We start from the raw sequence: 22,427 nt of genomic DNA, 5'->3' as shown, positions 1-22,427 counted from the left end.
GCCCGCCGCGAGCTCGTCCGATGAGCGCCGCATCAGGGCGTGCGGCGCCCGCGGAATTCCGCTCTTAGCCCGCTCTTACGAGAGTCTTGACACCCTTGAAGCAGAGGGATTCGAGGGAGATGACAGGATGAACGCGAACGAGCCTCGCGAGCAGGGTCCCGAGCGGCGGGACTCCGGTGGGTGGAGCCAGTTCGGCGCCACCCCGCCGATAGCCGGGGGCTTTCCCCGACGGGAGACGATCGTCATGGAGGTGCCGCCGCCACCGCCGGCGCAGCCCGAACAGGCGCGCTTCACCGTCGGCCAGAAGGTCATCGCGGGTCTCGCCATGGCCGCCATGGCCGTCGTCGGCGGCGTCGTGGGGGCCGCTGTCGCCACCTCGTTCCAGCCTGAGCCGGTCGCGAGCAGCGCTCCCGTGACTCCCGGCCCGGTCTTCAAGTCGGCCTCCGACCAGCTCACGGTGGCCGAGGTGGCGGCCAAGGTGCAGCCCACGGTCGTGATGATCAAGGGGCAGACCGGTGAGGGCTCCGGCGTGGTGCTGTCGGAGGACGGCATGATCCTCACCAACAACCACGTGGTCGTGGGGGCGGGCCAGGGCGGCCAGATGACGGTCAAGTTCAGCGACGGCAAGACAGCGCGGGCCACCATCGTCGGCACCGACCCGGCGACCGACCTCGCCGTCATCAAGGCCGAGGGCGTCTCGGGCCTGGTCAAGGCCACGCTCGGCGACAGCGACAAGCTCAGGGTCGGCGACCCGGTGCTGGCCATCGGCAGCCCGCTCGGCCTCGACGGGTCCGTCACGGCGGGCATCGTCAGCGCGCTCGACCGTACGCTGAACCTCGGCAACCAGGAGCGCAGGCAGCTCCCGCCCGGCTGGCCGCAGGCCAATGAGAGCATGCCCACCACGATCGGTGGCGCCATCCAGACCGACGCCTCGATCAACCCCGGAAACTCCGGCGGCGCGCTGGTGAACGCGGCGGGCGAGCTCGTCGGCATCAACACCGCGATCGCCTCCGAGGCGGCGGGCGGCGGCGTCGGCTTCGCCATCCCGGTCAACACCGCCAAGCAGGTCTCCGAGCAGCTCATCTCCAGCGGCAAGGTCACGCACGCCTGGCTCGGCGTGAGCGTGACCGACGCCACCGGCGACGTGCCAGGCGCGCTGATCAGAGAGGTCACCCCCGGAAGTCCGGCGGACAAGGCCGGACTGCAGCAAGGCGACCTCATCACGAAGATCGGTGACAAGATGGTTGACGGAGGCGATACCGTTGTTGGGCAGGTCAGAGGTTTCAAACCCGGCCAAGAGGTCAAGATCACATATATGAGGGATGGCGACAGTCACGAGGTGAACGTCACCCTCGCGGAGAACGCGTAACACACGGGACCCCTCATGGACGGGTGTGTCGTCGAGATCGCTGCGGACTCGGCGGCACACCCCCCAGTTCTCCGGCACATCCCCTCAGGTGAAGCGCCGCCCCTCGTCGCGGCGGTACGCCCACACGGCCCCTACGGCGGCCAGCACCGTCCAGCCGGCCAGCGCCGCCAGCGCCACCCCGTCGGGCGTCGTGCCCGCCGTCACCGCCCACAGCAGCTCGGCCACGCCACGCGCGGGCGTGAACGGCGAGACCGCCTCCACGACCCCCGGCAGGATATGCGGCGGCAGCAGCAGCCCGCCCAGCACGCCGAGCGGAAAGAACAGCAGCTGCGACACCGCGATCGCCGCCTTGGCGGTCAGCAGGAACCCGACGCACAGCCCCATCAGCATGAACGGCACCGAGCCCGCGACCAGCGTCGCCAGCGCCGCGAGCAGCCGCACCGGCGTGATGACGGCCTCGGTGAACAGCGCCGCGACCAGCAGCACCGGCACCACCCCGAGCAGGATCTGCACCACCGCGGCGAGGATCCGCCCCGCGAAGCGGGGGAACGGCCCGGCGGGCAGCGTGCGGACGTAGGGGTTCCAGGGCTGCTCGCGGTCCTGCGACACCGTGACCGCCAGCCCGATGATCGCCTGCGACATCGCGCCGAACAGCATCAGCGACGCCGTCGCCATCGTGGCCGCCCGCGGATCGTCACCGGCGAACGGCACCACGAACGCCAGCAGCGCTATGGCCGGGAACAGCGCGCCCGCCGCCAGGCCGATGGGCACTCTGAGCTGTTCGAGCAGCAGGACGCGGGTGTGCGCGGCGACCAGGCTAGACATGGGCCGACTCCTTGCCGGTGATCGTGAGGAACGCCTCTTCCAACGTGGTGGGCCTGATCTCCAGGCCGGAGAACGGCGCGCCGCTGCGGACCAGCTCGACCACCAGCCGATCGGGGTCGGTGGTGACCAGGCTGATCCGGTCGCCGGCCCGCTCGCTGCCGAGCACGCCGGGCAGCTCGGGCAGGCGCTCGGCCACCAGCGAGACGCGCCGCACGCCCACCAGGCCGCGGATCGCGTTCACCGTGTCGTCGGCCAGCACCCGGCCGTGGCCCAGCACCACGACCCGCTCGGCCAGCGCCTCGATCTCCTCCAGGTAGTGGCTGGTCAGCAGCACCGTGCCGCCGCTGTCGTGAAAGGCCGTGACGCCCGCCCACAGGGCGTGCCTGGCCTCGACGTCGAGACCGGTGGTCGGCTCGTCGAGGAAGACCAGCCGCGGGTTCCCGGCGAACGCGAGCGCCACCGCCAGCCGCCGCCGCTGACCGCCCGACAGGCCGCCGACCTGACGCCCGGCCAGGTCGGCGAGCCCGAACCGGCCGAGCAGCTCCTCCCTGCCGACCGGATCGGGGTAGTGGGCGCAGACGAAGTCGACCACCTCGCCGACCCGCAGCGACTCCGGCAGCCCCGTCTCCTGCGGGGTCACGCCGATGCCGCGCCGCGTCACCGGGTCGAGCGGCGAGCCGCCGAGCAGCTCGATGGTGCCCGACGTCGGCCGGCGCAGCCCGGCGAACAGGCTGAGCAGCGTGGACTTGCCGGCCCCGTTGGGGCCCAGCAGGCCGACCAGCTCGCCCGCCCCGATGTCGAGCGAGACGCGGTCGAGCGCCACCACGTCGCCGTAGCGGCGGGTCACCTCTAAGGCGCGGGCCAGAACCGTCATCGGACTCCTCCAGCGTTGTCCAGCAGGGCGCGGATCGCCGCGGTGTACTCCTCGAAGGCCAGCCGCCCGCGCTTGGTCAGCGCCACGTACGTGACGGGCGTGCGGCCCCTGTGTGTCTTGGTGATGCGGACGTCGCCGGCGTCCTCCAGCTTGGTGAGGTGCACCGACAGGTTGCCCGCCGTCATGCCGAGCAGTTCCTTGAGCGAGTTGAACGCCATCTCGTCGCCGTCGGCCAGCACGTTGAGCGCGGCCACCACGCGCAGCCTCGCCTGGGCGTGGATCACCGGGTCCAGCTCGGGCGGCGCGCCCCCTGGCTTGTTCTCCGCGTCCCCGCTCACCCGCGCTGCCTCCGCCACAGCCACAGCCCGGCCGCGATGAACCCGCCGCCCAGCAGAACCGCCGTCAGCAGCGCGTGCGGGCCGGGGCCGAGCAGCACGCCCAGCGCGTTCACACCGGCCGTCCAGCCGCCGATGAAGAACATCGGCCAGTTGAGCCAGATGGCGCCGCCCAGCATGTAGAGCAACGCGACGACCAGCAGCGGGCCGCCCGCCCACAGCAGGCCGCGCTCGGCGGCGGGCAGCATCGGGCCCAGCCTGATCGCGATGAGCGAGGCCAGCACCATGCCCGCCAGCCACGCGTAGCCGTACATCGCGCCCCTGGCCGAGGTGTCGCCGCGCACCGACTTGTTCATCTTGACGATCCCGTACGCGGACACCGCCCCCGCCACGATCATGGCCCCCATCAGCACGCTCACCGCCTGCATCTGCGAGATCGGCAGGTAGGAGCGCCCGTCGAGGCCGTAGTGCAGGAACAGGGCGGCGAAGCCGAGCAGCCAGGACACCCCCCACGGGACGTAGAGCAGGCGCGGGTCGCCCTTCAGCAGCCGCACGGTGGCGTGGCTCTGCTCCTCGATGACCCGCAGCATCTCCTCGGGGCTGGGCGCGCGCTCATCGTCATCGGCCATGCAAACTCCTCGAATCAATAAAGTAGTTTGCACTTTAAACCTGATGGCGTCGCCAACTCAACTCGCGGGCACGGGGCGGTCACCGCCGGGTGAGGACCTCCGACTCCCACAGGTCGCGGTAGTAGCCGGGCACGCGTACCAGCTCGTCGTGCGTGCCGCGCTGCGTCACCCGGCCGTCCTCCAGCACGATCACCTCGTCGACCGACTCCAGGCCCTTGAGCCGGTGGGTCACCAGCAGCGTCGTGCGGTCGCGGGTGACGTCGAGCAGATCCTCCATGAGCCGGTCGGCGGTCTCCTCGTCGAGCGCCTCGGCCGGCTCGTCGAGCAGCAGCACAGGCGGGTCGTACAGCAGCGCCCTGGCCAGCGCCAGCCGCTGGAGCTGGCCGCCCGACACCGTCCTGCCGTCCTCGCCCAGCTCGGTGTCCCAGCCGGTCCGCTCGACCCAGCCGTCCAGGCGGGCGTCGCGCACCGCCCGCAGCAGCCGCTCGTCGTCCGCGTCGGGGCCCGCCAGGCGCAGGTTGTCGCGCAGGCTCGCGCGGAAGATGTACGGGTCCTGGGTGAGGCCGGTCATGAGGGCGCGTACGTCGTCGCCCGGCAGGTCGCGCACGTCCACGCCGTTCACCGTGATGCGGCCGGAGTCGGGCTCGACCAGGCGCATGAGGGCGGCCAGCAGCGTGCTCTTGCCCGCGCCGCTCGGCCCGACGATCGCCACCCGCCGGCCGGGCTCGACCCGCAGCGACACCCCGTCGAGCGCCGGGCGACCGCCGTAGGGGGCCGGGTGGTCGCCGTCGCGTGCCTCCCCGTCGAGCGCCGGGTGGCGGACCACGAGGTCCTCGATCTCGATGGTGAGCGGCGGCTCGGGGCGGGGCTTGGGCGCGGCGGGCTCGGTGACGGCCGGCTCCGACGAGCGCACCTCGCGCAGCCGCCGCAGCGCCGCCGTGATGCCCGCCATCCGCTCGCCCGCCGCCGCCAGCGGCAGCACCGGCTCGAACGCCACCAGCCCGGTCAGAGCGAGCACCGCCGTGCCGACCGAGTCCACGCCCGCCGACTGGGCGAGCAGCACCACGGCCGCCACGGTCAGGCCCTGCAGCAGGGTGCCGCCGGCCAGGGCGGCGGCGTGCACGCGGGCCTGGCGGCGTTCGAGTGCGGCCAGCGCGTCATCGGCCGCCAGCGCCCGGTCCAGGGCCGCCCCGTCCGCGCCGTACGCGGCCAGGTCGGCCGAGCCGTGCACCAGGTCGGCCACCCGGCCCGCCAGCGCCGCCCGCGCCGGGGCGATCCGCGCCGACCAGCGGCGCGCCGCGGCGGCCGTGCCCGCGGGCAGCAGCACCCCGGCCAGCGCCAGGCCCGCCAGCAGCACCAGCGCCGCCACCGGCAGGATCGTCAGCCCGATGACCACGGCCGCGAGGCCGGCGATCGCCGCGGCCACGGCCGGCAGCAGGCAGCGGACCAGCAGGTCCTGGACGGCCTCGGTGTCGTCCACCATGCGGCTCAACAGGTCGGCACCGCCGTGGCGGGGGCGCTGCGGCGGGATGAGCGCCTCGTACAGGTCCTCCCTGGTGCCCGCCTGGGCGCGCAGGGCGACGTCGTGGCCGGTGAGGCGCTCGGCGTAGCGGAAGACGCCCTTGCTCGTGGCGAACGCCCTGGTCGCCACGATCGCCACGCTCAGCGCGGCCAGCGGCGGCTGCTCGGCGGCCCGGGTGATCAGCCAGGCGGCCGCCGCGATGAGCCCGAGACCGGCCAGGTCGGCCGCCGACCCGGCCAGCACCGCCCACCACAGGCGCAGGCCCAACCGCCGCTTCATCGTCCGCTCCCTTCCCCACGTGCTTGCCCGGCAGGCGCGCCGTCCCGAGCCTCCGCGTGTGCCTGCTGGGCCCGCTCGCCGTCCTCTGGCTCCGCGTGTGCCTGCTGGGCCCGCTCGCCGTCCTGAGGCGCCACGCGTACGTCCTCGGCCGCCGCGCCATCCGCCCGGGTGCCGGTCCTGGCGGTGTCGGAGAGGATGCGGCCGTCGTGGACGCGGATCACGCGGTCGGCGAGCTCGATCATGGCGGGCCGGTGCGCGACGATGACCGCCGTACGGCCCTGGGCCAGCTTGGCGGTGGCCGCCACCACCGCGGCCTCGCTGCGGCCGTCGAGCCGGGCCGTGGGCTCGTCGAGGAGCAGCACCGAGGCGTCGGGGCGGCAGAAGGCGCGGGCCAGGGCGACCCGCTGGCGCTGCCCCGCCGACAGGTTCGCGCCGCGCTCGCCCAGCACCGTGTCGAACCCCTGCGGCAGATCGGCGACGAAGTCGGCGTGCGCCGCCTCGGCCGCCCTGCGCACGTCGTCGAGCGAGGCGGAGGGGGCCCCGAGCCGGATGTTGTCGGCCACCGACGCGGCGAACAGATGCGGCCGCTGCGCCACGAAGGCGAGCCTCGCCCGCCACCCCGCGAGGTCGAGCTCGCGCAGGTCGGCACCGTCGATCAGGACCCGGCCCGAGGACGGCTGGACGAAACCGAGTATGAGGTGGAGCAGCGTGCTCTTGCCGCCGCCGCTCTCGCCCACCAGCGCCACCCGCTCGCCCGGCGCGATGGTCAGCGAGACGTCCTCAAGGGCGGGCGTGTCGCGGCCGGGGTAGCGCACGGTGACGTTCTCCAGCCGGATCTCCGGCGCGCCGCCGCCCGCGACCTCGCGGGTCCCGCCCGTGCGCTCGCCGGTCTCGGCGTCCAGGACGGCGAAGGCCGCGTCGGCCGCCGCCACGCCCTCCATGGAGGCGTGGAAACGCGTCCCCATGGCCCGCAGCGGCAGGTACGCCTCAGGCGCGAGCAGCAGCACCAGCAGCGCCGTCGTCAGGTCCAGCGAGCCGCCGAGCAGCCGCAGCCCGATCGGCACCGCGACCAGTGCCAGCGACAGCGAGGCGCACAGCTCCAGCACGAGCGACGACAGGAACGCCACCCGCAGCGTCCGCATGGTGGCGCTGCGGTGCGCGTCGGCGACCTGCCGGATGACGCCGGCCTGGTAGCGGGCCCGGCCGAAGGCGCGCAGCGTGGGCAGCCCGCGCACGACGTCGAGGAAGTGGCCGCCGAGCCGCGACAGCGCCTTGAACTGACGTTCGGTGACGGCCTTGGTGGTCATGCCGACGAGCGCGCCGAAGATCGGGATCAGCGGCAGCGTCACCAGCACGATCACGGCGCTGGCCAGGTCGGCGGCGAACAGCCGGACGAGCACGGCCAGCGGCACGACACCGGCCACGGCGATGGACGGCAGGTAGCCGGTCAGGTAGTTGTCGAGCCCGTCGAGACCGCGTCCGGCGAGCGTGACGAGCTCGCCGGAGCGGTGGGCGGTCAGCCGGGCGGGGCCCAGCTCGCGCAGCCGTCCGAGCAGCCGCCGGCGCAGCGCGGACTTGACGCCGGTGGCGGTGCGCCCGGCGAAGACGCCCTGTGTCCAGGCCAGCAGCGCCCGCACCCCGACCACGGCCGCCAGTACGCCGAGCGCGGCCGCGGTGAACCGCCCGGACAGCACGCCCGCGAGCAGCTCGGCCTGCACCAGCACGAGCAGCCCTGCGAGCACGGCGGCGGCCATGGTGACGGCGAGATGCGTGCGGACCGCGCGCTCGGCCCGCATGAGCGAAAGCAAACCCTTGTGCACAGAGCCCCTAGTAGTAGCCCTCGGTGGTCCTCAGAAGAACGACGGGAGCAGGACGGCGTCCTTGCCTGGCCGGAAAGTGCGCCATACCCATACTTGCGCCCCTACCAGGATGGGCGCGACAGGCAGGACCATGAGACTGAGCACATTCAGCGTGGCCGGGGGAGCGGTGTGCTCCAGCAGGTACGGCATCGCGGCCACCAGCACTCCGAGCGCGGGCAGCGCGGCCGCCGCCCCCGACACCAGCAGCGCCCGCCCGGACCGCGCGGCCCCGAACACGCCGGGCGTGCGCCAGGCCAGGAACGTCCAGCCGTGGAAGGCGAACAGCAGCGTCACCACGACGCCGAGCAGCAGCCCGAGCGGGTGCACCGCGGGGGCCTGGAAGCCGGTGGCGGCGGCGTACAGGGCCATGCCCCAGCCGGCGGACAGGCCGAGCGAGCCGAATGCGATGGCGGCGTCCCAGAAGCCCCGCCAGACCGTGCCGCCGGCCCTGCGGCGGAACCACAGCCCGGCATCGCGCAGCACCCAGCTCAGCAGCATGGCCACGACCAGCGGATACAGGGCGGACAGCACCCGGCCGTCCAGCAGCGGGTAGACCCCGGCGAGCGTCCCGCCCACGGCGACCAGCCACACCTCGTTGGCCAGCACGTACGGGGCGATCGCGGCCACCATGCGGTCCCGGTCGGCGCGCGTCCTGCCGAGCAGCGGCAGCAGCAGCCCCACACCGAGGTCGAAGCCCTCAAGGGCGAAGTAACCGGTCAGCAGCACCGTGAAGACGGCGAACCACAGCAGCTCCATCGTCAGCACCTCTTCAGTAGGTCAGGGCGGGGGAGGGCGTGCTCTCGGCGGCGGCGCCGAGGTCGGGCGCCTGCGGGCCCCGCCTGATCGCGCGGGCGATGAGCACGTAGTCGACGACCGCCAGCAGCCCGAGCACGGCGGTGAATCCGATCAGCGAGGTCGTCACCATGCCGGCGGTCAGGCCGGGCGTCATGGCGTCGGCGACGGTGAGCCGCTCCCAGATCATCCACGGCTGCCTGCCGATCTCCCTGGCCATCCAGCCGAGGATCGCCAGGATGAACGGCAGCGGTGTCATCAGCATGAGCACCGGGTGCGCCCAGCGGGCCCGCGGCAGCACCCGGATCAGCGGCAGCATCACGAACAGCACGACCAGCGCCAGGAGCTGGCCGATCTCGATCATGAAACCGAGCGCCACGGACGCCGGCACGTTGCCGCTGCCGAACTTGCCCTCGGCGACGCCGCCGAACTGGGCGTAGCCGAAGGCGACGGTCACCATGATGCCGAGGGCGGCGGCGAGCACGCCAGTGCGCAGCGACCGGCCGAAGAACTCCGTCTCCTCCGCGCGCCGCCACAGCCGGTACGCGCTCGCGCCCACCAGCACCATCCCGCCGGTGAACAGCCCGGCCCCGATGACGTGCGGGAACGAGAAGGTCAGCGCCTTGTTGGTGAGCAGCGCGCCGAAGTCCGCCAGCCGCAGCCGCTCGCCGTCGGCGACGGCGCCCGCCGGGTTCTGCAGGAACGAGTTGGCGACCATGATGAAGAACGCGCTCGCGTACGCGGTGAGCGTCACCGCCCAGATGCAGGCCACGTGCGCCCACTTGGGCAGCCGGCCCAGCCGAAGATCCACAGGCCGAGGAAGGTGGACTCCAGGAAGAAGGCGAGCAGCGTCTCCATGGCGAGCGGCGCGCCGAACACGTCGCCCGCGTAGTCGGTCAGCCCGCTCCACGCCAGCCCGAACTGGAACTCCATGACGAGCCCGGTCACGATGCCGAGCGCGTAGTTGATCACGTAGATCTGCCCCCAGAAGCGCGTCATGCGCTCGTGCAGCGGCTGCCCGGTCCGTGCCCACCGGGTGTGCATGATCGCCACGAGTGGCGCCAGGCCCAGCGTGAGCACCACGAACAGGAAGTGCAGGCTGCCGGTCAACGCGAACTGTGTGCGTGCCAGATCCAGGACGTCCATCACCGCTCCGAAGTCGTGTCCCTCGATACGTAGGTAGCCTACACGTAGAAAGTCTACATGTAGACTGGCTACATGGGAGACCGGTCACTAGGATCGAAGTCATGAATCCGGACGCGTTGCGCGGGCACATGGACGCTCTGCTGCTCTCCGTGCTGGAGGACGAGCCGCTGCACGGCTATGCCATCATCGAGGCCCTGCAGGAGCGCAGCGGGGGAGTGCTCAGCGTGCCCACCGGCACCGTCTATCCGGCGCTGCGCAGGCTCGAGCGCATCGGTTACCTGTCGAGCGAGTGGGCGACCGTGGGCGGGCGCAAGCGCCGCACCTATCGGCTCACCGAATCGGGGAGGAAGCAGCTTCAGGGAGAGCGATCGGCCTGGCGGGAGTTCTCCACCGTGATCGGCAGCGTGCTGCGCGCCGAGTCCGCAGCGCTGGGGTGAGCCGGGCTGGGGTGAGCCGGGCTCAGGAACGCGTCACGCGCACGCACTGCGTGGCGCCGTAGATCTGCAGGCCCCACATCGCCGAGGTGACCAGGTTCGCCAGCAGGGCCGGCAGCGGGGCGAGCGAGGCCGAGGTGTCCAGGGCGAGCGACAGCACCAGCGACAGCCCGGCGGTGATCGCCAGCGTGCCGAAGACCATGAAGGCCATCGACCTGATGGCGAGACGGGGCCGCTTGATCCAGCGGGCGCCCCTGCTCAGCGCGAAGACCACCAGGCCGCCGTACACGCCGGTGGCGAGCTGGAGCACGTCGATCAGCTCGGAGACGACGCCGGACCAGGCGGGCGCGGCGGCCCAGGCGGCGGCGTCGCCGGGGTAGATCCGCCACAGCACCGACCACATCGCGACCGTGATCGGCACGCTCACGAACAGCAGCGTGCCCAGCCGCCGGCCCGACGCGGCGGTCAGCTCCATCTGGTAGCCGGGGGTGATCTCGGCGATGTCGCCGAACTCCTTCACCGCCTGCCGCTCGGCCTCCTCCCGATCGAGCCCTTCGGCCTCGAGTGCCTCGGCGGTGTCGAGCAGGCTGTCACGTGCCTCGACGACCAGGTCGCGCTTGGGTCCCGGAGGGCCGCACAGGGCCCGATCAAGCTCGGACACGTAGTCGTCGATGAGCATGGCTCAAGTCTAGAGAGCACGACCCTGGGCTTCATCGGGGAATTCCCTGATATTGCGCCGGAGGCCGGGGGTGACATGTAGGAAAAAACCTACGTATAGTGTCCGACATGCCCATCTCCTTACTCGCGACCGTCGCTGCTCGCGCCCGCGGCCATGTGAAGGGCGGCCGGACGTGAGCACCGACCACGTCTTCAGCGCCCTGGCCAGCCCGGTGCGGCGCGAGCTGCTGCGCCTGCTGCTCGACGAGGGCGCCCAGCCCGCCGGGCGGCTGGCCGAGCACTTCGACATGAGCAGGCCCAGCGTGTCGGAGCACCTCAAGGTGCTCAAGGACGCGGGGCTGGTCTCCGAGAGCCGCAGGGGCCGCGAGCGCCACTACCGGCTGGAGGCGGGGCCGCTCATGGAGATCCGCGACTGGCTCAGCCCGTACGAGCGCTTCTGGCGGGAACGTCTCGCCGCGCTCTCCACCCTGCTCGACGACATGGAGGACGACGATGCCACCGACCCTGCCCCCGGCGGGAACCCCCAAGACCGATGACGACCGCCGGGCCATCAGGCTCGATCAGGTCCTCGCCCACCCGCCGGCCAAGGTGTGGCGGGCGCTCACCGAGCCGGAGCTGATGGCCCGCTGGCTGATGCCGAACGACTTCAAGCCCGAGGTCGGCCACCGCTTCACGTTCACCACCACGCCCAGGCCGCAGGTCGGCTTCGACGGGATCGTGCGCTGCGAGGTGCTGGCCATCGAGCCGGAGAAGCTGCTCAGGCTCGCCTGGAGCGACGGCCGGGCGGACTGGACCGTGACGTGGCGGCTGGAGCCCGAGGGCAAGGGCACCCGGCTCTTCCTCGACCACGAGGGCTTCGATCCGGACGACGAGCTGCAGCAGATGTCGCGGCGCATCATGGGCGGCGGCTGGCGCGGGCACTTCGCCGCCATCGAAGAGATCGCCGCCGAGTTCTGACCCCTGCCTGGGCGGCGGTCGGCGGGGAACGCCCCAGTGAGCCGGGGACGCGTCCGGTGCGGCCTGTCCAGGCCGCCCTTGCCGCGGAACGACCCGGCGCGCCGGGGACGCGTGCTCGCCGGTGCGCGAAGCCGCGTCGTACCGGAATCCGTGTCTCACAGAACGGCCGCCCGGGTCAGCGCCCCCACCGGCCGTGACCGGCTCGGCGGCGCATCTCCGTCGTGGCGAAGGCGAAGCCGGCGTCGGTGGCCTGGTCGCCGGGCCGCAGGCCCGCGTAGAGGGCGGCCGGCCCGTCGGGCGCGGCGCCGGTGTCGTCGGGGCCGTCGCCGCGGCTTCCGCTTCCGTGTTCTCCGCTGTGTTCGCTCCCGTGCAGCGTGCGCTCGCCGGCCGGTGCCCGCCGCCGGGAGAGCCGGCGCAGCATCGGCCAGCGCAGGCTGAGCCGCACCCCGCGCGGCGTGAACGCGAACGTGCAGTCCTCGACCCGCACCCCCGACGGGTGCACCAGCCCCGCGAAGCGGCACGTCGTCAGGTCGAGCCCGTGCAGGACGAGGTCGCCGGCGTCGACATGGCGCAGCGAGGTGAGCGTGGACCTGCCGCGCCCGGTCACGGTGGCCGGGCCGTGCAGCACCGCGCCCTCCAGATCGGCCTGGGAGTCGGTGAGGCGCACGTTGGCCGGGCCGGTCACCTCGACGCCTCGCAGGTCGACGCCGCAGCGCGCCACCGCCACGTCGAGCAGCCCGTCGGCGCGCGCCCTGGCCGCCGACAGCCGGCCGGTGGCCGACAGGTAGGCGTCGGAGGCGAAGTGGGCGGCCTCGAACCAGGCGTGCCCCCTGACCTTGCGGAACGACAGCGTACGGCCGAAGCGCGCGCCCCTGAAGACCCCGCCGTCGCCCAGGCCGGCGCCGTCGAAGGTGGCGTACCCGTCGAACCTGGCCCGCTCGCACGACAGCCCGTGCCCGAAGTCGGCCTCGCTGAACAGCGCGTCGCGCGACATCACGGCCTGGTCGAGCGAGACGTGCCCGCGTACGGTCACGCCATGGAAGGACAGTTCGCGGCCGAACCTGACGCCCGCGAGCGACACGTTGCCCTCGAAACGGGCCCCGAAGAACGAGGCCAACCGGTCGAACCTGGCGCCGTCAAGGGACACGTCGCCGCAGAAGGTCACCCCGGACAGCCGCACGTCGCCGGTGAACCTGGCCCGGTCGAGGCGGGCGCGTCCCGGGCGGCCGCCGGTGGCGTCGAGCACCATGCCGAGCAGGGTACTGGTGACGGTGGTGCCGCGCAGGTCGAGCAGGCGGCCGGGGGAGAGCCCGGCGAGCGCCGCGCGCGAATCCTCGGGGCCGAGGTGGGCAAGGCACAGGCCGGTGGGACGGCTAGCGATTCCTGTGCAAGCAGCGGAATGCGCGCAGGTGACCCAGTCCATGCACAAGTGATACCCGCAACCGCCGATGTCAAGGTTCGACAATTTAATGTTCTAGCCATCTTTATGTGGAAATAGGCAGCCGGAATTAGCCGTAAAGTGCCGGACATGCAAGCTTTATCGCGAGCGTCCCTGGCCGCCGTCGTCGCGGCCTGCGCGGCGCTGCCCGCCGCCCCGGCCGCCGCCGACCCCGCTCCAGGGGCGAGCGCCGCCTGCGCCACCCCCGCCTCCCACCGCATCGCGCAGGTTCAGGGCGCCGGGGACGCCAGCCCTCTGGCCGGACAGACCGTGCGCGTCGAAGGCGTCGTCACCGCCGACTTCCAGCGGACCGACCAGCTCAGCGGCTTCTTCCTGCAGGATCCGCGGCCCGACGCCGATCCGGCCACGTCCGAGGGGCTGTTCGCGTACGCCCGCGAGTCGGTCAGGGACGTCAAGGTCGGCGACCGCGTCCTGATCACCGGCACGGTCACCGAGTACAACGGCCGGACCGAGCTGTCGCCCGTCACCGCCGTGGACGTCTGCGGCACGGGCCGGGTGGCGCCGCTGCCGTACCGGCTGCCGGTGGCGGCGGGCGCGAGCCTGGAGCAGGTCGAGAACATGCTGCTGACCTTCCCGCAGCCGCTGACCGTCAGCGACCACTACAACCTGGGCCGCTACGGCGAGGTCACGCTCTCCGCGCAGGGCCTGCTTCCAGCCGACCGACCGGCACGGCGTGGACGCCGCCGGGAACGAGCGCCGCGCGCTGCTCGTGGACGACGCCTCCACCCGGGAGAACCCCGCGACGCTGCCGCCCGTCGTACGCGCGGGCGACGTGGCGCGCGGCGTCACCGGCGTGCTCGGCTACGGCTTCGGCTCCTACCGGCTCCAGCCCACCGAGCCCATCGCGTACGCGAGCGCCGGCCCGCGCCCGGCCAGGCCGGCCCGGGTGGGCGGCAACGTCAAGGTGGCCTCCTTCAACACCCTCAACTGGTTCACCACGCTCGGCTCGCGCGGCGCGGACAACGCGGAGGAGCAGCGGCGCCAGCTCGCCAAGCTGGTGTCCGCGCTCAAGGGGCTCGACGCCGACGCGGTCGCCCTCATGGAGGTCGAGAACAACGGCCAGACCGCGCTCCAGGCGCTCGTGGACGCGGTCAACGCCGAGGTCGGCGCCGGTACGTACGCCGCGCTCGCGCACCCGTACCCCGGCACCGACGCCATCCAGGTCGGCATCATCTACAAGCCGGGCAAACTGACCCCGGTCGGCGCGGCGACGTCGTCGCAGGACCCGGTGTTCAGCCGTCCGCCGCTGATCCAGACCTTCCGCAGGAAGGGCGGCGGCCAGCCGTTCACCATGCTGGTCAACCACCTCAAGTCGAAGGGAAGCTGCCCGTCCGGCGGGCCCGACGCCGACCAGGGCGACGGCCAGAGCTGCTGGAACGCCACCCGCGTCGCCCAGGCCAAGGCCCTGCTCGGCATCATCGAGGAGCAGGACCTGCCCCACCCGATCGTGCTCGGCGACCTCAACGCCTACGGCGAGGAGGACCCGATCCGCACACTCGAAGCGGGCGGCCTGGCCAGTGTCACCAAGCGGTTCGTGCCCGCCGGGCAGCGCTACAGCTACCTGTTCGACGGGCTGGCGGGCGAGCTGGACCACGCCCTCGTCGGCCGGCAGCTGCTCAAGCGGGTCAGCGGCGCCACGATCTGGCACATCAACGCCGACGAGCCGCGCATCCGCGACTACAACACCGAGTTCAATCCGCCGGATCTCTACCGGCCCGACGCCTACCGATCTTCCGACCACGATCCCCTGGTCATCGGCCTGAACCTGCCCGGCGGCCGCTGATCCGCGCGGGCGCGGTCGCCAAGAGGGGCCGCGCCCGGCGCCGGAGCATGGAATGCTGGGTGTGGGTACGTGGTTGAGACGGATGCACTGCTAGCGACAACGAGCAAGGAGCCACTTGTGGCGACCATCGAAGTAACCGAGAAGAACTTCAACGAGATCGCCGACAAGGGGATCGTGCTGCTCGACTTCTGGGCCGAGTGGTGCCCGCCGTGCAAGAAGTTCGGTCCGATCTTCGAGCAGGCGTCGGACAAGCACGAGGACATCACCTTCGGCAAGATTGACACCGACGCTGAGCAGGGGCTGGCTCAGGGGTTCGACATCACCTCGATCCCGACGCTGATGGCCATCCGCGACGGCATCGTCGTCTTCGCGCAGGCCGGCGCCATTCCGGCGCCCGCGCTTGAAGACCTCATCCGTCAGGTCAGGGCCCTCGACATGGACGCGATCAGGGCCGAGCTCGCCGAGGAGCTGAAGAACGCCCAGCAGCAGAACTGAGCTTCCGACACGCGTGAGGCCCCGCCGGACGACGGCGGGGCCTCACGCGCGTGCGGCCGGCGTCAGAGCTTGCGTGCGACGCCGACGTAGCCGAACGTGATGTTGTCGCCGAGCGGCTTCTCCTCGTCGGGACGCCAGCGGGCCGGGAACGTCAGCCCGGGCTCGGCCAGCTCGTAGCCCTCGAAGAAGCGCTCGATGTCCTCGCGCGTGCGCAGGTTGAGCTGGGCCGTCGACTTCTTGTAGATCTCCAGCGCCTGCGGCGTGATGTCCGGCGTCGGGTCGACGGCGTGGCTGATCACCAGGTAGCTGCCGGGCACGCTGGCCGCGCGCAGCTTGGCCACCAGGTCGTAGGCGTGCTCGTCCTCGATGAAGTGCAGCAGCGCCAGCATCAGGAACGCCACCGGCTTGTCGAAGTCGATCAGCCCGCGCAGCTTGCCGAGCAGCACGTCCGGCTCGCGCACGTCGGCCTGGAGGAAGTCGACGTTCTCCTTCCTGGCCAGCAGCGCCCTGCCGTGCACGCACACCACCGAGTCGTAGTCCACGTAGACGACGCGCGCCTGCGGGGCGATCTCGTGCGTGTTGCCCTGCGTGGGCAGGCCGGCGCCCAGGTCCACGATCTGCTCGATGCCGGCGTCCACCAGATAGCGCACGGCGCGGCGCAGGAAGTCGCGGTTCGCCCTGGCGCCTTCCTTGGTGTGCGGGAATTTCTTCAAGATCTCTTCGGCCGCTGCCCGATCGGCCGCGAAGTTGTCCTTGCCGTCGAGGAAGTAGTCGTACATACGCGCGACGTTGGGGACGTTCGGGTCGACCCCCTCCGGAGCACCAGCCACGTCATTTCTCCTGAAATATGAGAGCTTTTGCGGGCGATCATAGCTCTCATACCTCACCTTTCTCTCAGGTTCCGGAATGCCCGCCGATGAGACCTGGATCACTCTTTATCGGAAAGCGCGAACGGCGGGCCGGAGCATCACTCCGGCCCGCCGTCCGGCCACGCTGAGTAAGCCGCGACGCGTCAGCCGCGGTAGAGCTCGGCCACCTGGAAGGCGAGGTCGAGCGACTGGCTGCGGTTGAGCCGCGGGTCGCAGGCCGTCTCGTAGCGGGTGGCGAGATCGGCCTCGTTGATCTCGTGGCCGCCGCCCACGCACTCGGTCACGTCGTCACCGGTGAACTCGATGTGGATGCCGCCGGGGTGGGTGCCGAGCGAGCGGTGCACCTCGAAGAAGCCGGCCACCTCGTCGAGCACGTCGTCGACGCGCCGCGTCTTGTGGCCGCTCGGCGCCTCGAACGTGTTGCCGTGCATCGGGTCGCACACCCACGCGACCCGCGCGCCGGACGCGGTGACCTCTTTGACCAGCGCGGGCAGGTGCTCGCGGATCTTGGATGCGCCCATCCTGGTGATGAACGTCAGCCGCCCCGCCTCGTTGGCCGGGTTGAGCTTCTCCACCAGCGCGAGCGCCTCGTCGGGCGTGGTGGTGGGCCCGAGCTTGACGCCGATCGGGTTGCGGATCTTGGAGAAGAAGTCGACGTGCGCCCCGTCGAGCTGGCGGGTGCGCTCGCCGATCCAGACCATGTGGGCCGACACGTCGTACGGCAGCCCCGTGCGCGAGTCGATGCGCGTGAGCGCACGGTCGTAGTCGAGGATCAGCGCCTCGTGCGAGGAGTAGAACTCGACCGTGTGGAACTCCTCGGGGTCGGCCCCGCAGGCCCGCATGAAGGCGAGCGCCTGGTCGATCTCCCTGGCCAGCTGCTCGTAGCGGCGGCCCGCGGGTGACTCGGCGACGAAGTCCTGGTTCCACGCGTGCACCTGGCGCAGGTCGGCGTAGCCGCCCTTGGTGAAGGCGCGGGCCAGGTTGAGCGTCACGGCGGAGGAGTGGTACGCCTTGAGCAGCCGCCACGGATCGGGCGTGCGGGCCTCCGGCGTGAAGTCGAACCCGTTGACCATGTCGCCCCGGTACGCCGGCAGCTCCACGCCGTTGCGGACCTCGGTGGGCTTCGAGCGCGGCTTGGCGAACTGCCCCGCGACCCGGCCGATCTTGACGACCGGCACCCGGCCGGCATAGGTCAGCACGATCGCCATCTGCAGCAACGTCTTCAGCTTCTGCCGCACGTTGTCGGCGGTCGCGCCCGCGAACGTCTCAGCGCAGTCGCCGCCTTGCAGGACGAACGCCTCACCGCGCGCTACGGCCGCCATCTGCTCCTTGAGCTGGTCGCACTCGCCGGCGAAGACCAGCGGGGGCAGGCCGCCGAGCTCGGCGACAACCTTGTCGAGCTCGCCGCGGTCGGGCCAGTCAGGCTGCTGTGCCGCGGGGAGGGCTCGCCAGGAATCGAGATCCACTAGATTGCTGCTCACGAGATACGAGGGTATTCCACTGGCTCGACCCCACCGACCCCCTTGTCCACGTTGTGAGAATGCGGTTATACGGGTGCGAACCCAGAGGAGGTCAAGGCTCCTTTGCCAAGAGGTGCTCGGGCCGTACGCCGAGGCCGATCATCCGCGCCGCCAGCGCGTTGAGCACCGGGATCCGCGTCAGGTCGCGGGGCAGCCTGTCGGGGTCGAAGCCGTCGGTGAGCGCGGGGCTGATGAACCTGTCCTGCACGAACCGCTGCACCGCCTGCGTGATCAGGGTGGGCGGCATGCGGCGCCGCTGCACCAGGTGCAGCGCCCGCTCGGGGAGCGGCCTGCCGTACCTGAGCGGTCCGGCCAGCAGGTTGGCGGTGGCGACCGCGTCCTGCACGGCCAGGTTGATGCCCACGCCGAAGACGGGCGACATCGCGTGCGCGGCGTCGCCGATGCACAGCAGCCCCGGCAGGTGCCAGCGGCGCAGCCGGTCGAGGCGGACGGTCAGCACGCTGACGTCGTCGAAGCTCCTGATCAGCTCGGTCCGGCCGGCCAGCCAGGGCAGCAGCTCAGCAGCAGGCCCGCGCAGCGCGTCGATGCCCTGGCGTGTCAGGCGGTCGTAGCCGCCCTTGATGATCACGTACGCGAGCTGCCAGTAGTCGCCCCGGTTGATGGCGACCATGAGGCGGTTCTTCGCGATCCGCAGGAACGGGTCCTGCCGGTCGCCCGGCTCCCGGGGCAGCCGGAACCACACCACGTCCATGGGCGCGCCGAGGTCCTGCGGCACCAGGCCGGCCTTCGCGCGCAGCACCGAGGTACGGCCGTCGGCGGCCACGGTCAGGTCGGCCCTGATCTCGTGCTCGCCTGACGGGTCGCGGTAGCGCAGCCCGCGGACCGCGCCGTTCTCGCGGATCAGGTCCGTGGCCTCGGCGTTCATGAGCAGTTTGAACGTGGGGTACCGGGCCGCCGCCCGCGTGATGAGCGTGAGGAAGTCCCATTGCGGGACGAACGCTATGTAGTGGAACTTGCCGGGCAGGTGGCTCATGTCGGCCAGCCTGATGGCGCCGGAGTCCGAGACGAGGCTGAGGTTGTACGCCTTGTAATGGGGGAGCTTGTGGAACTCCTCCGCCAGGCCCAGCTCGTCGAGCACCTGCAGGGTCGAGGGGTGGATGGTGTCGCCTCTGAAGTCCCGCAGGAAGTCGTTGTGCTTCTCCAGCAGCGTCACCTCGACGCCTGACCTGGCCAGGAGAAGGGCCAGCATCGCACCGGCCGGGCCGCCTCCCGCTATGACAGTTCCCATAATTCATCACCTAATGAGATTCTACCTCTCGGGTTCTCGCTCGCCGAGGGCCATCCGGGAGGGCTCGTGCGCCAAGCGATGAGCCCCAAGGCGTGATCGGAACGAGATGGACTATCGGGTCTGATCACCCGATAGTGCGATCATGCGTATATTCGCGGCCGTGACACTGGCCGCCACCGTGTTCACCGCTCCGGCAGCGCCCGCGCACGCCGCCGAGCCGGGCTCGGCCACCGTCGTGCCCGTGCAGGTCACCGGAGCACCGGCCAAACGGTTCAACCTGATCGTGATGGGCGACGGCTACACCGAGGCCGAGCAGGACGAGTACCGCGCCGATGTGGACCGGCATCTCAACGTGATGTGGTCCATCGAGCCGTTCAAGTCGTACCGGAACTACATCAACGTGTACCGGATCGACATCGTCTCCGGAGAGTCCGGCATCAGCTGCGATCCCGGCCTGGACGCGCCGCGCCGGGACACGCCGCTCGGCATGGGCTTCTGGGGCGGCTGCAACCCCTCGAGCGTGCAGCGCCTGATCACCATGGACAACGCGGCCGCCACCCGCTACGCCGACATGGTCACCGGCACCGACGCGGGCAACCGGCAGATCCTCGCGCTGGCCAACAGCGGCACGTACGGCGGCGCCGGCGGCGCGTACGCCACCGCCTCGGGCAGCAACAGCATGTCGGCCCTGATCAGCCCGCACGAGCTGGGCCACTCGCTGGGCGGCCTGCAGGACGAGTACGACTACTACCAGCGCGGCGTCCCCGGCGGCGCCTACACCGGACCTGAGCCGGCGTCGGCCCACCACACGCTGCTGACCGAGCAGCAGATGCGCGAGCAGCGCACGAAGTGGTGGCGCTGGCTGGGCGAGGAGAGCGAGTCCGGCGGGAAGATCGGCCGCTACGAGGGCGGCCTGTACTACACGACGGGCGTGTGGCGGCCGAGCGCCCACTCCATGATGAAGACCCTCGGCTACGCCTACGACCAGGTCGGCCGCGAGGTCATGGTGCAGCGCATCACCGCCAAGACCGCGGTCATCCAGGACGCGACGCCGGCCGAGGCCCCGGTGGGCGCGGACCGGGTGCTGTGGGTGGAGCCGATGCGGCCCGTCGGCCACTCCCTGGTCACCACCTGGACGGTGGACGGCGAGGAGATCGAGGGCGGCCGCGACGCGCTCGACCTGCGCACGCTGGAGCTGTCGCCGGGCAGGCACACGGTCACCGCGACGGTCACCGACCCCACCGAGTTCATCAGGGATCCGGAGATCAGGAAGGCCGTCAGCGCCACCCGCACCTGGACGGTGGACACCGCGATCACCACCCCGCCGGACGCCACCCGGCCGGCGTTCGTCTCCTCCACGCCGACGGACCGCCCGGTGGGCCGCGACGATGTCGTGTACGTCGAGACCACCCACCCGGCCACGTCGCTCCCCGAGGTCACCTGGACGCTGAACGGCCGCCGGTACCAGGGCACCGACCTGGACCTCGGCGAGCTGGACCTGCCCGAGGGCACGCACACGCTCACCGCGACCCTGGCGGGCGAGACCCGCACCTGGACGGTGGACGCGACCGCGCCGCGCACCGCGTACGAGCTGTCGGAGCCGCTGGCCAGGTCCGGCGACACCTACGTCTACAACGGCCCGTTCACGATGAAGCTGACCGGCGAGGACGACCACGACGGCTACGTGGTCTCGGAGTCGCGGGTGGACGGCGACGGCTGGTTCAACTACTTCGGCTGGCCCACCTCGTCCGAGCTGCCGTGGAGGTTCTCCGAGGAGGGCACGGAGATCGACTCCCTGGTGTACGGCAAGCTGCCGCGCGGCCGGCACACGATCGAGTACCGCTCGATGGACGCGGCGGGCAACTACGGCGAGCCGAGGAGCTTCACCGTCACCACGATCGCCCCGCCGCCCGCCTGCACCCGCACGATCACCGGCGCGCACCGGGGCCCGCTCACCGTCACCGGCGGCGTCACCTGCCTCGACGGCGCGGAGGTCACCGGCGCGGTCACGGTACGGCGCGGCGCGTCGCTGGTGGCGTCGGGCGGCCGGATCACCGGGGCGTTCAGCGCGGACCGGCCCGCCGAGGTGCACCTGCTCGGCACCCGGGTGAACGGCGCGCTCGCGGTGCACGGCGCGGAGAACCTGACCGTCGTGGGCGCCGACCTGCGCGGCGCGGCGCGGCTCACCGGCCTGACGGGCACGGCCGTGCTGTCCGGCAGCACGATCACGGGGGCGCTGTCCTGCTCCGGCGGCACCCCGGCCGACCTGGGCGTGCCGAACGCGGTCAAGGGCGGCAGCGGCTGCGGCGACCTACCCGACGGGGCGCGCGGCCGCGCGTACGAGGCGGTCCAGCACGTCCGTCAGTGACGCGGTCGCGATCGTGCGGACCCTGGCGTACTCGTCCGGCGGGTACTGCCGGGGTCCGTTCTCGATGAGCAGGATCAGATAGAGGTAGGCGCGGTAGAGGTCGATGCGGACGCGCGCCGCCGGGGTGAGCTCCAGCGGCGTCACCTCGCGGTAGCCGGCGAGCAGCGGGTCGTCGCCGGCCAGCTCGCCGAAGATCGTCGGCGTGACGAACTCGGCCAGCGGGTCGCCCCAGAAGGCGCGCTCGTGATCGATGATGGCCTGGATCTTCGGCGGCCCGGTCAGGTCGAGGAAGACGTTGCCCGCCCACACGTCGAAGTGCACCAGCCGGGGCGTGGTCACCTCGTCGAGCACGGGCGCCGCCGCCTCGACGATCGCCATGATCTCGGCGGGCGGGAGCGGCAGCGGCGTCGGGTAGCGCTCGGTGTCGCCCAGCAGCGCCGCCACCATCGCGAGGAACGCCGCCCGCCAGGTGGGGCCGGTGATGCCGGCGTGCGGGTAGCCGAACACCTCGCCGGTCACGCTGTTGAAGCGCGCCAGATGCCGGCCCAGCTCCCTGCGCAGCGCGGCCTCGCCGTCCGGCTTGACGTCGTTCCAGGACACCCCGTCGAGCGCGGCCAGGAACAGGTAGTCGCCGCCCAGCACCGGGTCGTCGAACCCGGCGCGCAGCAGGCCCGCCACCGGCACGCCCGCCCGCGCCGCCAGCTCGATGGCGACGGCCTCCATGCGCAGCAGGTTGCGCTCGTAGCTGAGCTGGTCGAGATCGGGAGGCGGGCTCAGCTTGAGCACCGCCTCGCGGCCGTCGTCCAGCGCGAGCCGCCACACGGCGTTGGCGTAGCCGTCGGTCAGCTCGGTGGCCGAGGCGACGCCCGCCCCGACGGCACGGCGGGCCAGGGCGTCGAGCTCGGCCGCCGCTAAGCGGCGTTTGGTCCTGCTGTCCACGGCGGCCTCACCCTGCCTCTCGTGCCGCTGCTCACCCGCGTGCGCG

At 71.9% G+C, this 22,427-nt stretch carries 22 protein-coding genes and 1 pseudogene; 7 read left to right on the top strand and 16 right to left on the bottom strand.

All coding sequences use genetic code 11. The features are described 5' to 3' along the window. Positions 1-127: 127 nt before the first annotated feature. Entirely contained in the window at positions 128-1,369 is a 1,242-nt protein-coding gene (locus tag WBK31_RS20720; protein WP_378787980.1) for a S1C family serine protease, read from the top strand. 84 nt (positions 1,370-1,453) lie between these two features. On the opposite strand, the gene WBK31_RS20715 is transcribed toward WBK31_RS20720, so the two are convergent. From WBK31_RS20715 to WBK31_RS20675, 9 genes and pseudogenes are all read right to left on the bottom strand, one after another. Then, on the bottom strand, positions 1,454-2,194 hold the full coding sequence (locus WBK31_RS20715; protein WP_406672990.1) for an ABC transporter permease: 741 nt from the start codon (positions 2,192-2,194) through the stop codon (positions 1,454-1,456). Further along, on the bottom strand, positions 2,187-3,068 hold the full coding sequence (locus WBK31_RS20710) for an ABC transporter ATP-binding protein (protein ID WP_406672989.1): 882 nt from the start codon (positions 3,066-3,068) through the stop codon (positions 2,187-2,189). Before WBK31_RS20710 ends, WBK31_RS20715 begins: the two co-directional genes overlap by 8 nt. Then, positions 3,065-3,406 carry a transcriptional regulator gene (locus WBK31_RS20705; RefSeq protein ID WP_406672988.1) on the bottom strand — a complete coding sequence of 114 codons (342 nt, stop codon included), beginning with the start codon at positions 3,404-3,406 and terminating at the stop codon, positions 3,065-3,067. The genes WBK31_RS20710 and WBK31_RS20705 overlap by 4 nt, the downstream gene beginning before the upstream one ends. After that, positions 3,403-4,032 carry a hypothetical protein gene (locus tag WBK31_RS20700; protein ID WP_406672987.1) on the bottom strand — a complete coding sequence of 210 codons (630 nt, stop codon included), beginning with the start codon at positions 4,030-4,032 and terminating at the stop codon, positions 3,403-3,405. The genes WBK31_RS20705 and WBK31_RS20700 overlap by 4 nt, the downstream gene beginning before the upstream one ends. Positions 4,033-4,111: 79 nt before the next feature. Next, positions 4,112-5,833: a thiol reductant ABC exporter subunit CydC gene (cydC, locus tag WBK31_RS20695; RefSeq protein ID WP_364054071.1), complete on the bottom strand. Its 1,722-nt coding sequence runs from the start codon at positions 5,831-5,833 to the stop codon at positions 4,112-4,114. Beyond that, complete coding sequence (cydD, locus tag WBK31_RS20690; protein WP_406672986.1) at positions 5,830-7,629, bottom strand: thiol reductant ABC exporter subunit CydD; 1,800 nt, start codon at positions 7,627-7,629, stop codon at positions 5,830-5,832. Before cydD ends, cydC begins: the two co-directional genes overlap by 4 nt. Before the next feature lie 54 nt (positions 7,630-7,683). Further along, on the bottom strand, positions 7,684-8,448 hold the full coding sequence (locus WBK31_RS20685) for a cytochrome d ubiquinol oxidase subunit II (protein WP_364054065.1): 765 nt from the start codon (positions 8,446-8,448) through the stop codon (positions 7,684-7,686). A 13-nt stretch (positions 8,449-8,461) separates the two neighbouring features. Next, positions 8,462-8,803 carry a cytochrome ubiquinol oxidase subunit I gene (locus WBK31_RS20680; RefSeq protein WP_406675513.1) on the bottom strand — a complete coding sequence of 114 codons (342 nt, stop codon included), beginning with the start codon at positions 8,801-8,803 and terminating at the stop codon, positions 8,462-8,464. 168 nt (positions 8,804-8,971) lie between these two features. Continuing rightward, positions 8,972-9,630 (bottom strand): annotated as a pseudogene (locus tag WBK31_RS20675) (cytochrome ubiquinol oxidase subunit I); the annotation flags it as partial. Between the two features lie 101 nt (positions 9,631-9,731). Here WBK31_RS20675 and WBK31_RS20670 point away from each other — a divergent pair. Continuing rightward, a complete protein-coding gene (locus WBK31_RS20670; protein ID WP_364054059.1) occupies positions 9,732-10,067 on the top strand; it encodes a helix-turn-helix transcriptional regulator in 336 nt (111 codons plus the stop codon). A gap of 22 nt (positions 10,068-10,089) precedes the next feature. Here the strand turns inward: WBK31_RS20670 and WBK31_RS20665 are convergent, their stop codons facing one another. Further along, the gene (locus WBK31_RS20665; protein WP_364054056.1) at positions 10,090-10,743 is read right to left on the bottom strand and encodes a permease prefix domain 1-containing protein; all 654 of its coding nucleotides are present in this window, start codon (positions 10,741-10,743) and stop codon (positions 10,090-10,092) included. A 172-nt stretch (positions 10,744-10,915) separates the two neighbouring features. Here WBK31_RS20665 and WBK31_RS20660 point away from each other — a divergent pair, with 172 nt between their 5' ends. Next, positions 10,916-11,278: a metalloregulator ArsR/SmtB family transcription factor gene (locus WBK31_RS20660; protein ID WP_364054053.1), complete on the top strand. Its 363-nt coding sequence runs from the start codon at positions 10,916-10,918 to the stop codon at positions 11,276-11,278. Beyond that, complete coding sequence (locus WBK31_RS20655) at positions 11,235-11,699, top strand: SRPBCC domain-containing protein (protein WP_378787990.1); 465 nt, start codon at positions 11,235-11,237, stop codon at positions 11,697-11,699. Before WBK31_RS20660 ends, WBK31_RS20655 begins: the two co-directional genes overlap by 44 nt. Positions 11,700-11,874: 175 nt before the next feature. On the opposite strand, the gene WBK31_RS20650 is transcribed toward WBK31_RS20655, so the two are convergent. Together WBK31_RS20650 and WBK31_RS20645 are read right to left on the bottom strand one after the other, a co-directional pair. Continuing rightward, a complete protein-coding gene (locus WBK31_RS20650; RefSeq protein ID WP_406672985.1) occupies positions 11,875-13,122 on the bottom strand; it encodes a pentapeptide repeat-containing protein in 1,248 nt (415 codons plus the stop codon). 245 nt (positions 13,123-13,367) lie between these two features. Continuing rightward, on the bottom strand, positions 13,368-13,718 hold the full coding sequence (locus WBK31_RS20645) for a hypothetical protein (protein ID WP_406672984.1): 351 nt from the start codon (positions 13,716-13,718) through the stop codon (positions 13,368-13,370). A gap of 113 nt (positions 13,719-13,831) precedes the next feature. Here WBK31_RS20645 and WBK31_RS20640 point away from each other — a divergent pair, with 113 nt between their 5' ends. After that, entirely contained in the window at positions 13,832-14,941 is a 1,110-nt protein-coding gene (locus tag WBK31_RS20640; RefSeq protein WP_406672983.1) for an ExeM/NucH family extracellular endonuclease, read from the top strand. Positions 14,942-15,058: 117 nt separating this feature from the next. Next, positions 15,059-15,436, top strand: a complete 378-nt coding sequence (trxA, locus tag WBK31_RS20635) for a thioredoxin (RefSeq protein WP_364054041.1) — start codon at positions 15,059-15,061, stop codon at positions 15,434-15,436. 62 nt (positions 15,437-15,498) lie between these two features. Here the strand turns inward: trxA and WBK31_RS20630 are convergent, their stop codons facing one another. From WBK31_RS20630 to WBK31_RS20620, 3 genes are all read right to left on the bottom strand, one after another. After that, the gene (locus WBK31_RS20630) at positions 15,499-16,266 is read right to left on the bottom strand and encodes an SAM-dependent methyltransferase (protein WP_364054038.1); all 768 of its coding nucleotides are present in this window, start codon (positions 16,264-16,266) and stop codon (positions 15,499-15,501) included. A 182-nt stretch (positions 16,267-16,448) separates the two neighbouring features. Next, positions 16,449-17,786 carry a class II 3-deoxy-7-phosphoheptulonate synthase gene (locus WBK31_RS20625; protein WP_364054035.1) on the bottom strand — a complete coding sequence of 446 codons (1,338 nt, stop codon included), beginning with the start codon at positions 17,784-17,786 and terminating at the stop codon, positions 16,449-16,451. A gap of 91 nt (positions 17,787-17,877) precedes the next feature. Then, positions 17,878-19,074: an FAD-dependent oxidoreductase gene (locus tag WBK31_RS20620; RefSeq protein WP_364054032.1), complete on the bottom strand. Its 1,197-nt coding sequence runs from the start codon at positions 19,072-19,074 to the stop codon at positions 17,878-17,880. Positions 19,075-19,216: 142 nt separating this feature from the next. Between WBK31_RS20620 and WBK31_RS20615 the strand changes: the two genes are divergently transcribed. Then, positions 19,217-21,442: a M64 family metallopeptidase gene (locus tag WBK31_RS20615; RefSeq protein WP_406672982.1), complete on the top strand. Its 2,226-nt coding sequence runs from the start codon at positions 19,217-19,219 to the stop codon at positions 21,440-21,442. Here the strand turns inward: WBK31_RS20615 and WBK31_RS20610 are convergent. After that, entirely contained in the window at positions 21,386-22,381 is a 996-nt protein-coding gene (locus tag WBK31_RS20610) for an aminoglycoside phosphotransferase family protein (protein WP_364054026.1), read from the bottom strand. The genes WBK31_RS20615 and WBK31_RS20610 overlap by 57 nt on opposite strands. Positions 22,382-22,427: the final 46 nt, after the last annotated feature.

This window comes from Nonomuraea sp. N2-4H, from assembly GCF_045291505.1.
Lineage (GTDB): Bacteria > Actinomycetota > Actinomycetes > Streptosporangiales > Streptosporangiaceae > Nonomuraea > Nonomuraea fastidiosa.
This window is presented reverse-complemented; position numbering and strand designations above follow the sequence as displayed.

What these genes read in the sequence shown, in the direction of transcription:
- WBK31_RS20685 (WP_364054065.1), bottom strand. Translation starts at nt 8,448, where the DNA reads ATGGAGCTGCTGTGGTTCGCCGTCTTCACGGTGCTGCTGACCGGTTAC.
- WBK31_RS20645 (WP_406672984.1), bottom strand. Translation starts at nt 13,718, where the DNA reads ATGTTCTCGACCTGCTCCAGGCTCGCGCCCGCCGCCACCGGCAGCCGG.
- WBK31_RS20665 (WP_364054056.1), bottom strand. Translation starts at nt 10,743, where the DNA reads ATGCTCATCGACGACTACGTGTCCGAGCTTGATCGGGCCCTGTGCGGC.
- WBK31_RS20720 (WP_378787980.1), top strand. Translation starts at nt 128, where the DNA reads ATGAACGCGAACGAGCCTCGCGAGCAGGGTCCCGAGCGGCGGGACTCC.
- cydC (WP_364054071.1), bottom strand. Translation starts at nt 5,833, where the DNA reads ATGAAGCGGCGGTTGGGCCTGCGCCTGTGGTGGGCGGTGCTGGCCGGG.
- WBK31_RS20710 (WP_406672989.1), bottom strand. Translation starts at nt 3,068, where the DNA reads ATGACGGTTCTGGCCCGCGCCTTAGAGGTGACCCGCCGCTACGGCGAC.
- WBK31_RS20655 (WP_378787990.1), top strand. Translation starts at nt 11,235, where the DNA reads ATGCCACCGACCCTGCCCCCGGCGGGAACCCCCAAGACCGATGACGAC.
- WBK31_RS20620 (WP_364054032.1), bottom strand. Translation starts at nt 19,074, where the DNA reads ATGGGAACTGTCATAGCGGGAGGCGGCCCGGCCGGTGCGATGCTGGCC.
- cydD (WP_406672986.1), bottom strand. Translation starts at nt 7,629, where the DNA reads ATGCGGGCCGAGCGCGCGGTCCGCACGCATCTCGCCGTCACCATGGCC.
- WBK31_RS20700 (WP_406672987.1), bottom strand. Translation starts at nt 4,032, where the DNA reads ATGGCCGATGACGATGAGCGCGCGCCCAGCCCCGAGGAGATGCTGCGG.
- WBK31_RS20615 (WP_406672982.1), top strand. Translation starts at nt 19,217, where the DNA reads ATGCGTATATTCGCGGCCGTGACACTGGCCGCCACCGTGTTCACCGCT.
- WBK31_RS20650 (WP_406672985.1), bottom strand. Translation starts at nt 13,122, where the DNA reads ATGGACTGGGTCACCTGCGCGCATTCCGCTGCTTGCACAGGAATCGCT.
- WBK31_RS20715 (WP_406672990.1), bottom strand. Translation starts at nt 2,194, where the DNA reads ATGTCTAGCCTGGTCGCCGCGCACACCCGCGTCCTGCTGCTCGAACAG.
- WBK31_RS20670 (WP_364054059.1), top strand. Translation starts at nt 9,732, where the DNA reads ATGAATCCGGACGCGTTGCGCGGGCACATGGACGCTCTGCTGCTCTCC.
- WBK31_RS20680 (WP_406675513.1), bottom strand. Translation starts at nt 8,803, where the DNA reads ATGCTGCCGCTGATCCGGGTGCTGCCGCGGGCCCGCTGGGCGCACCCG.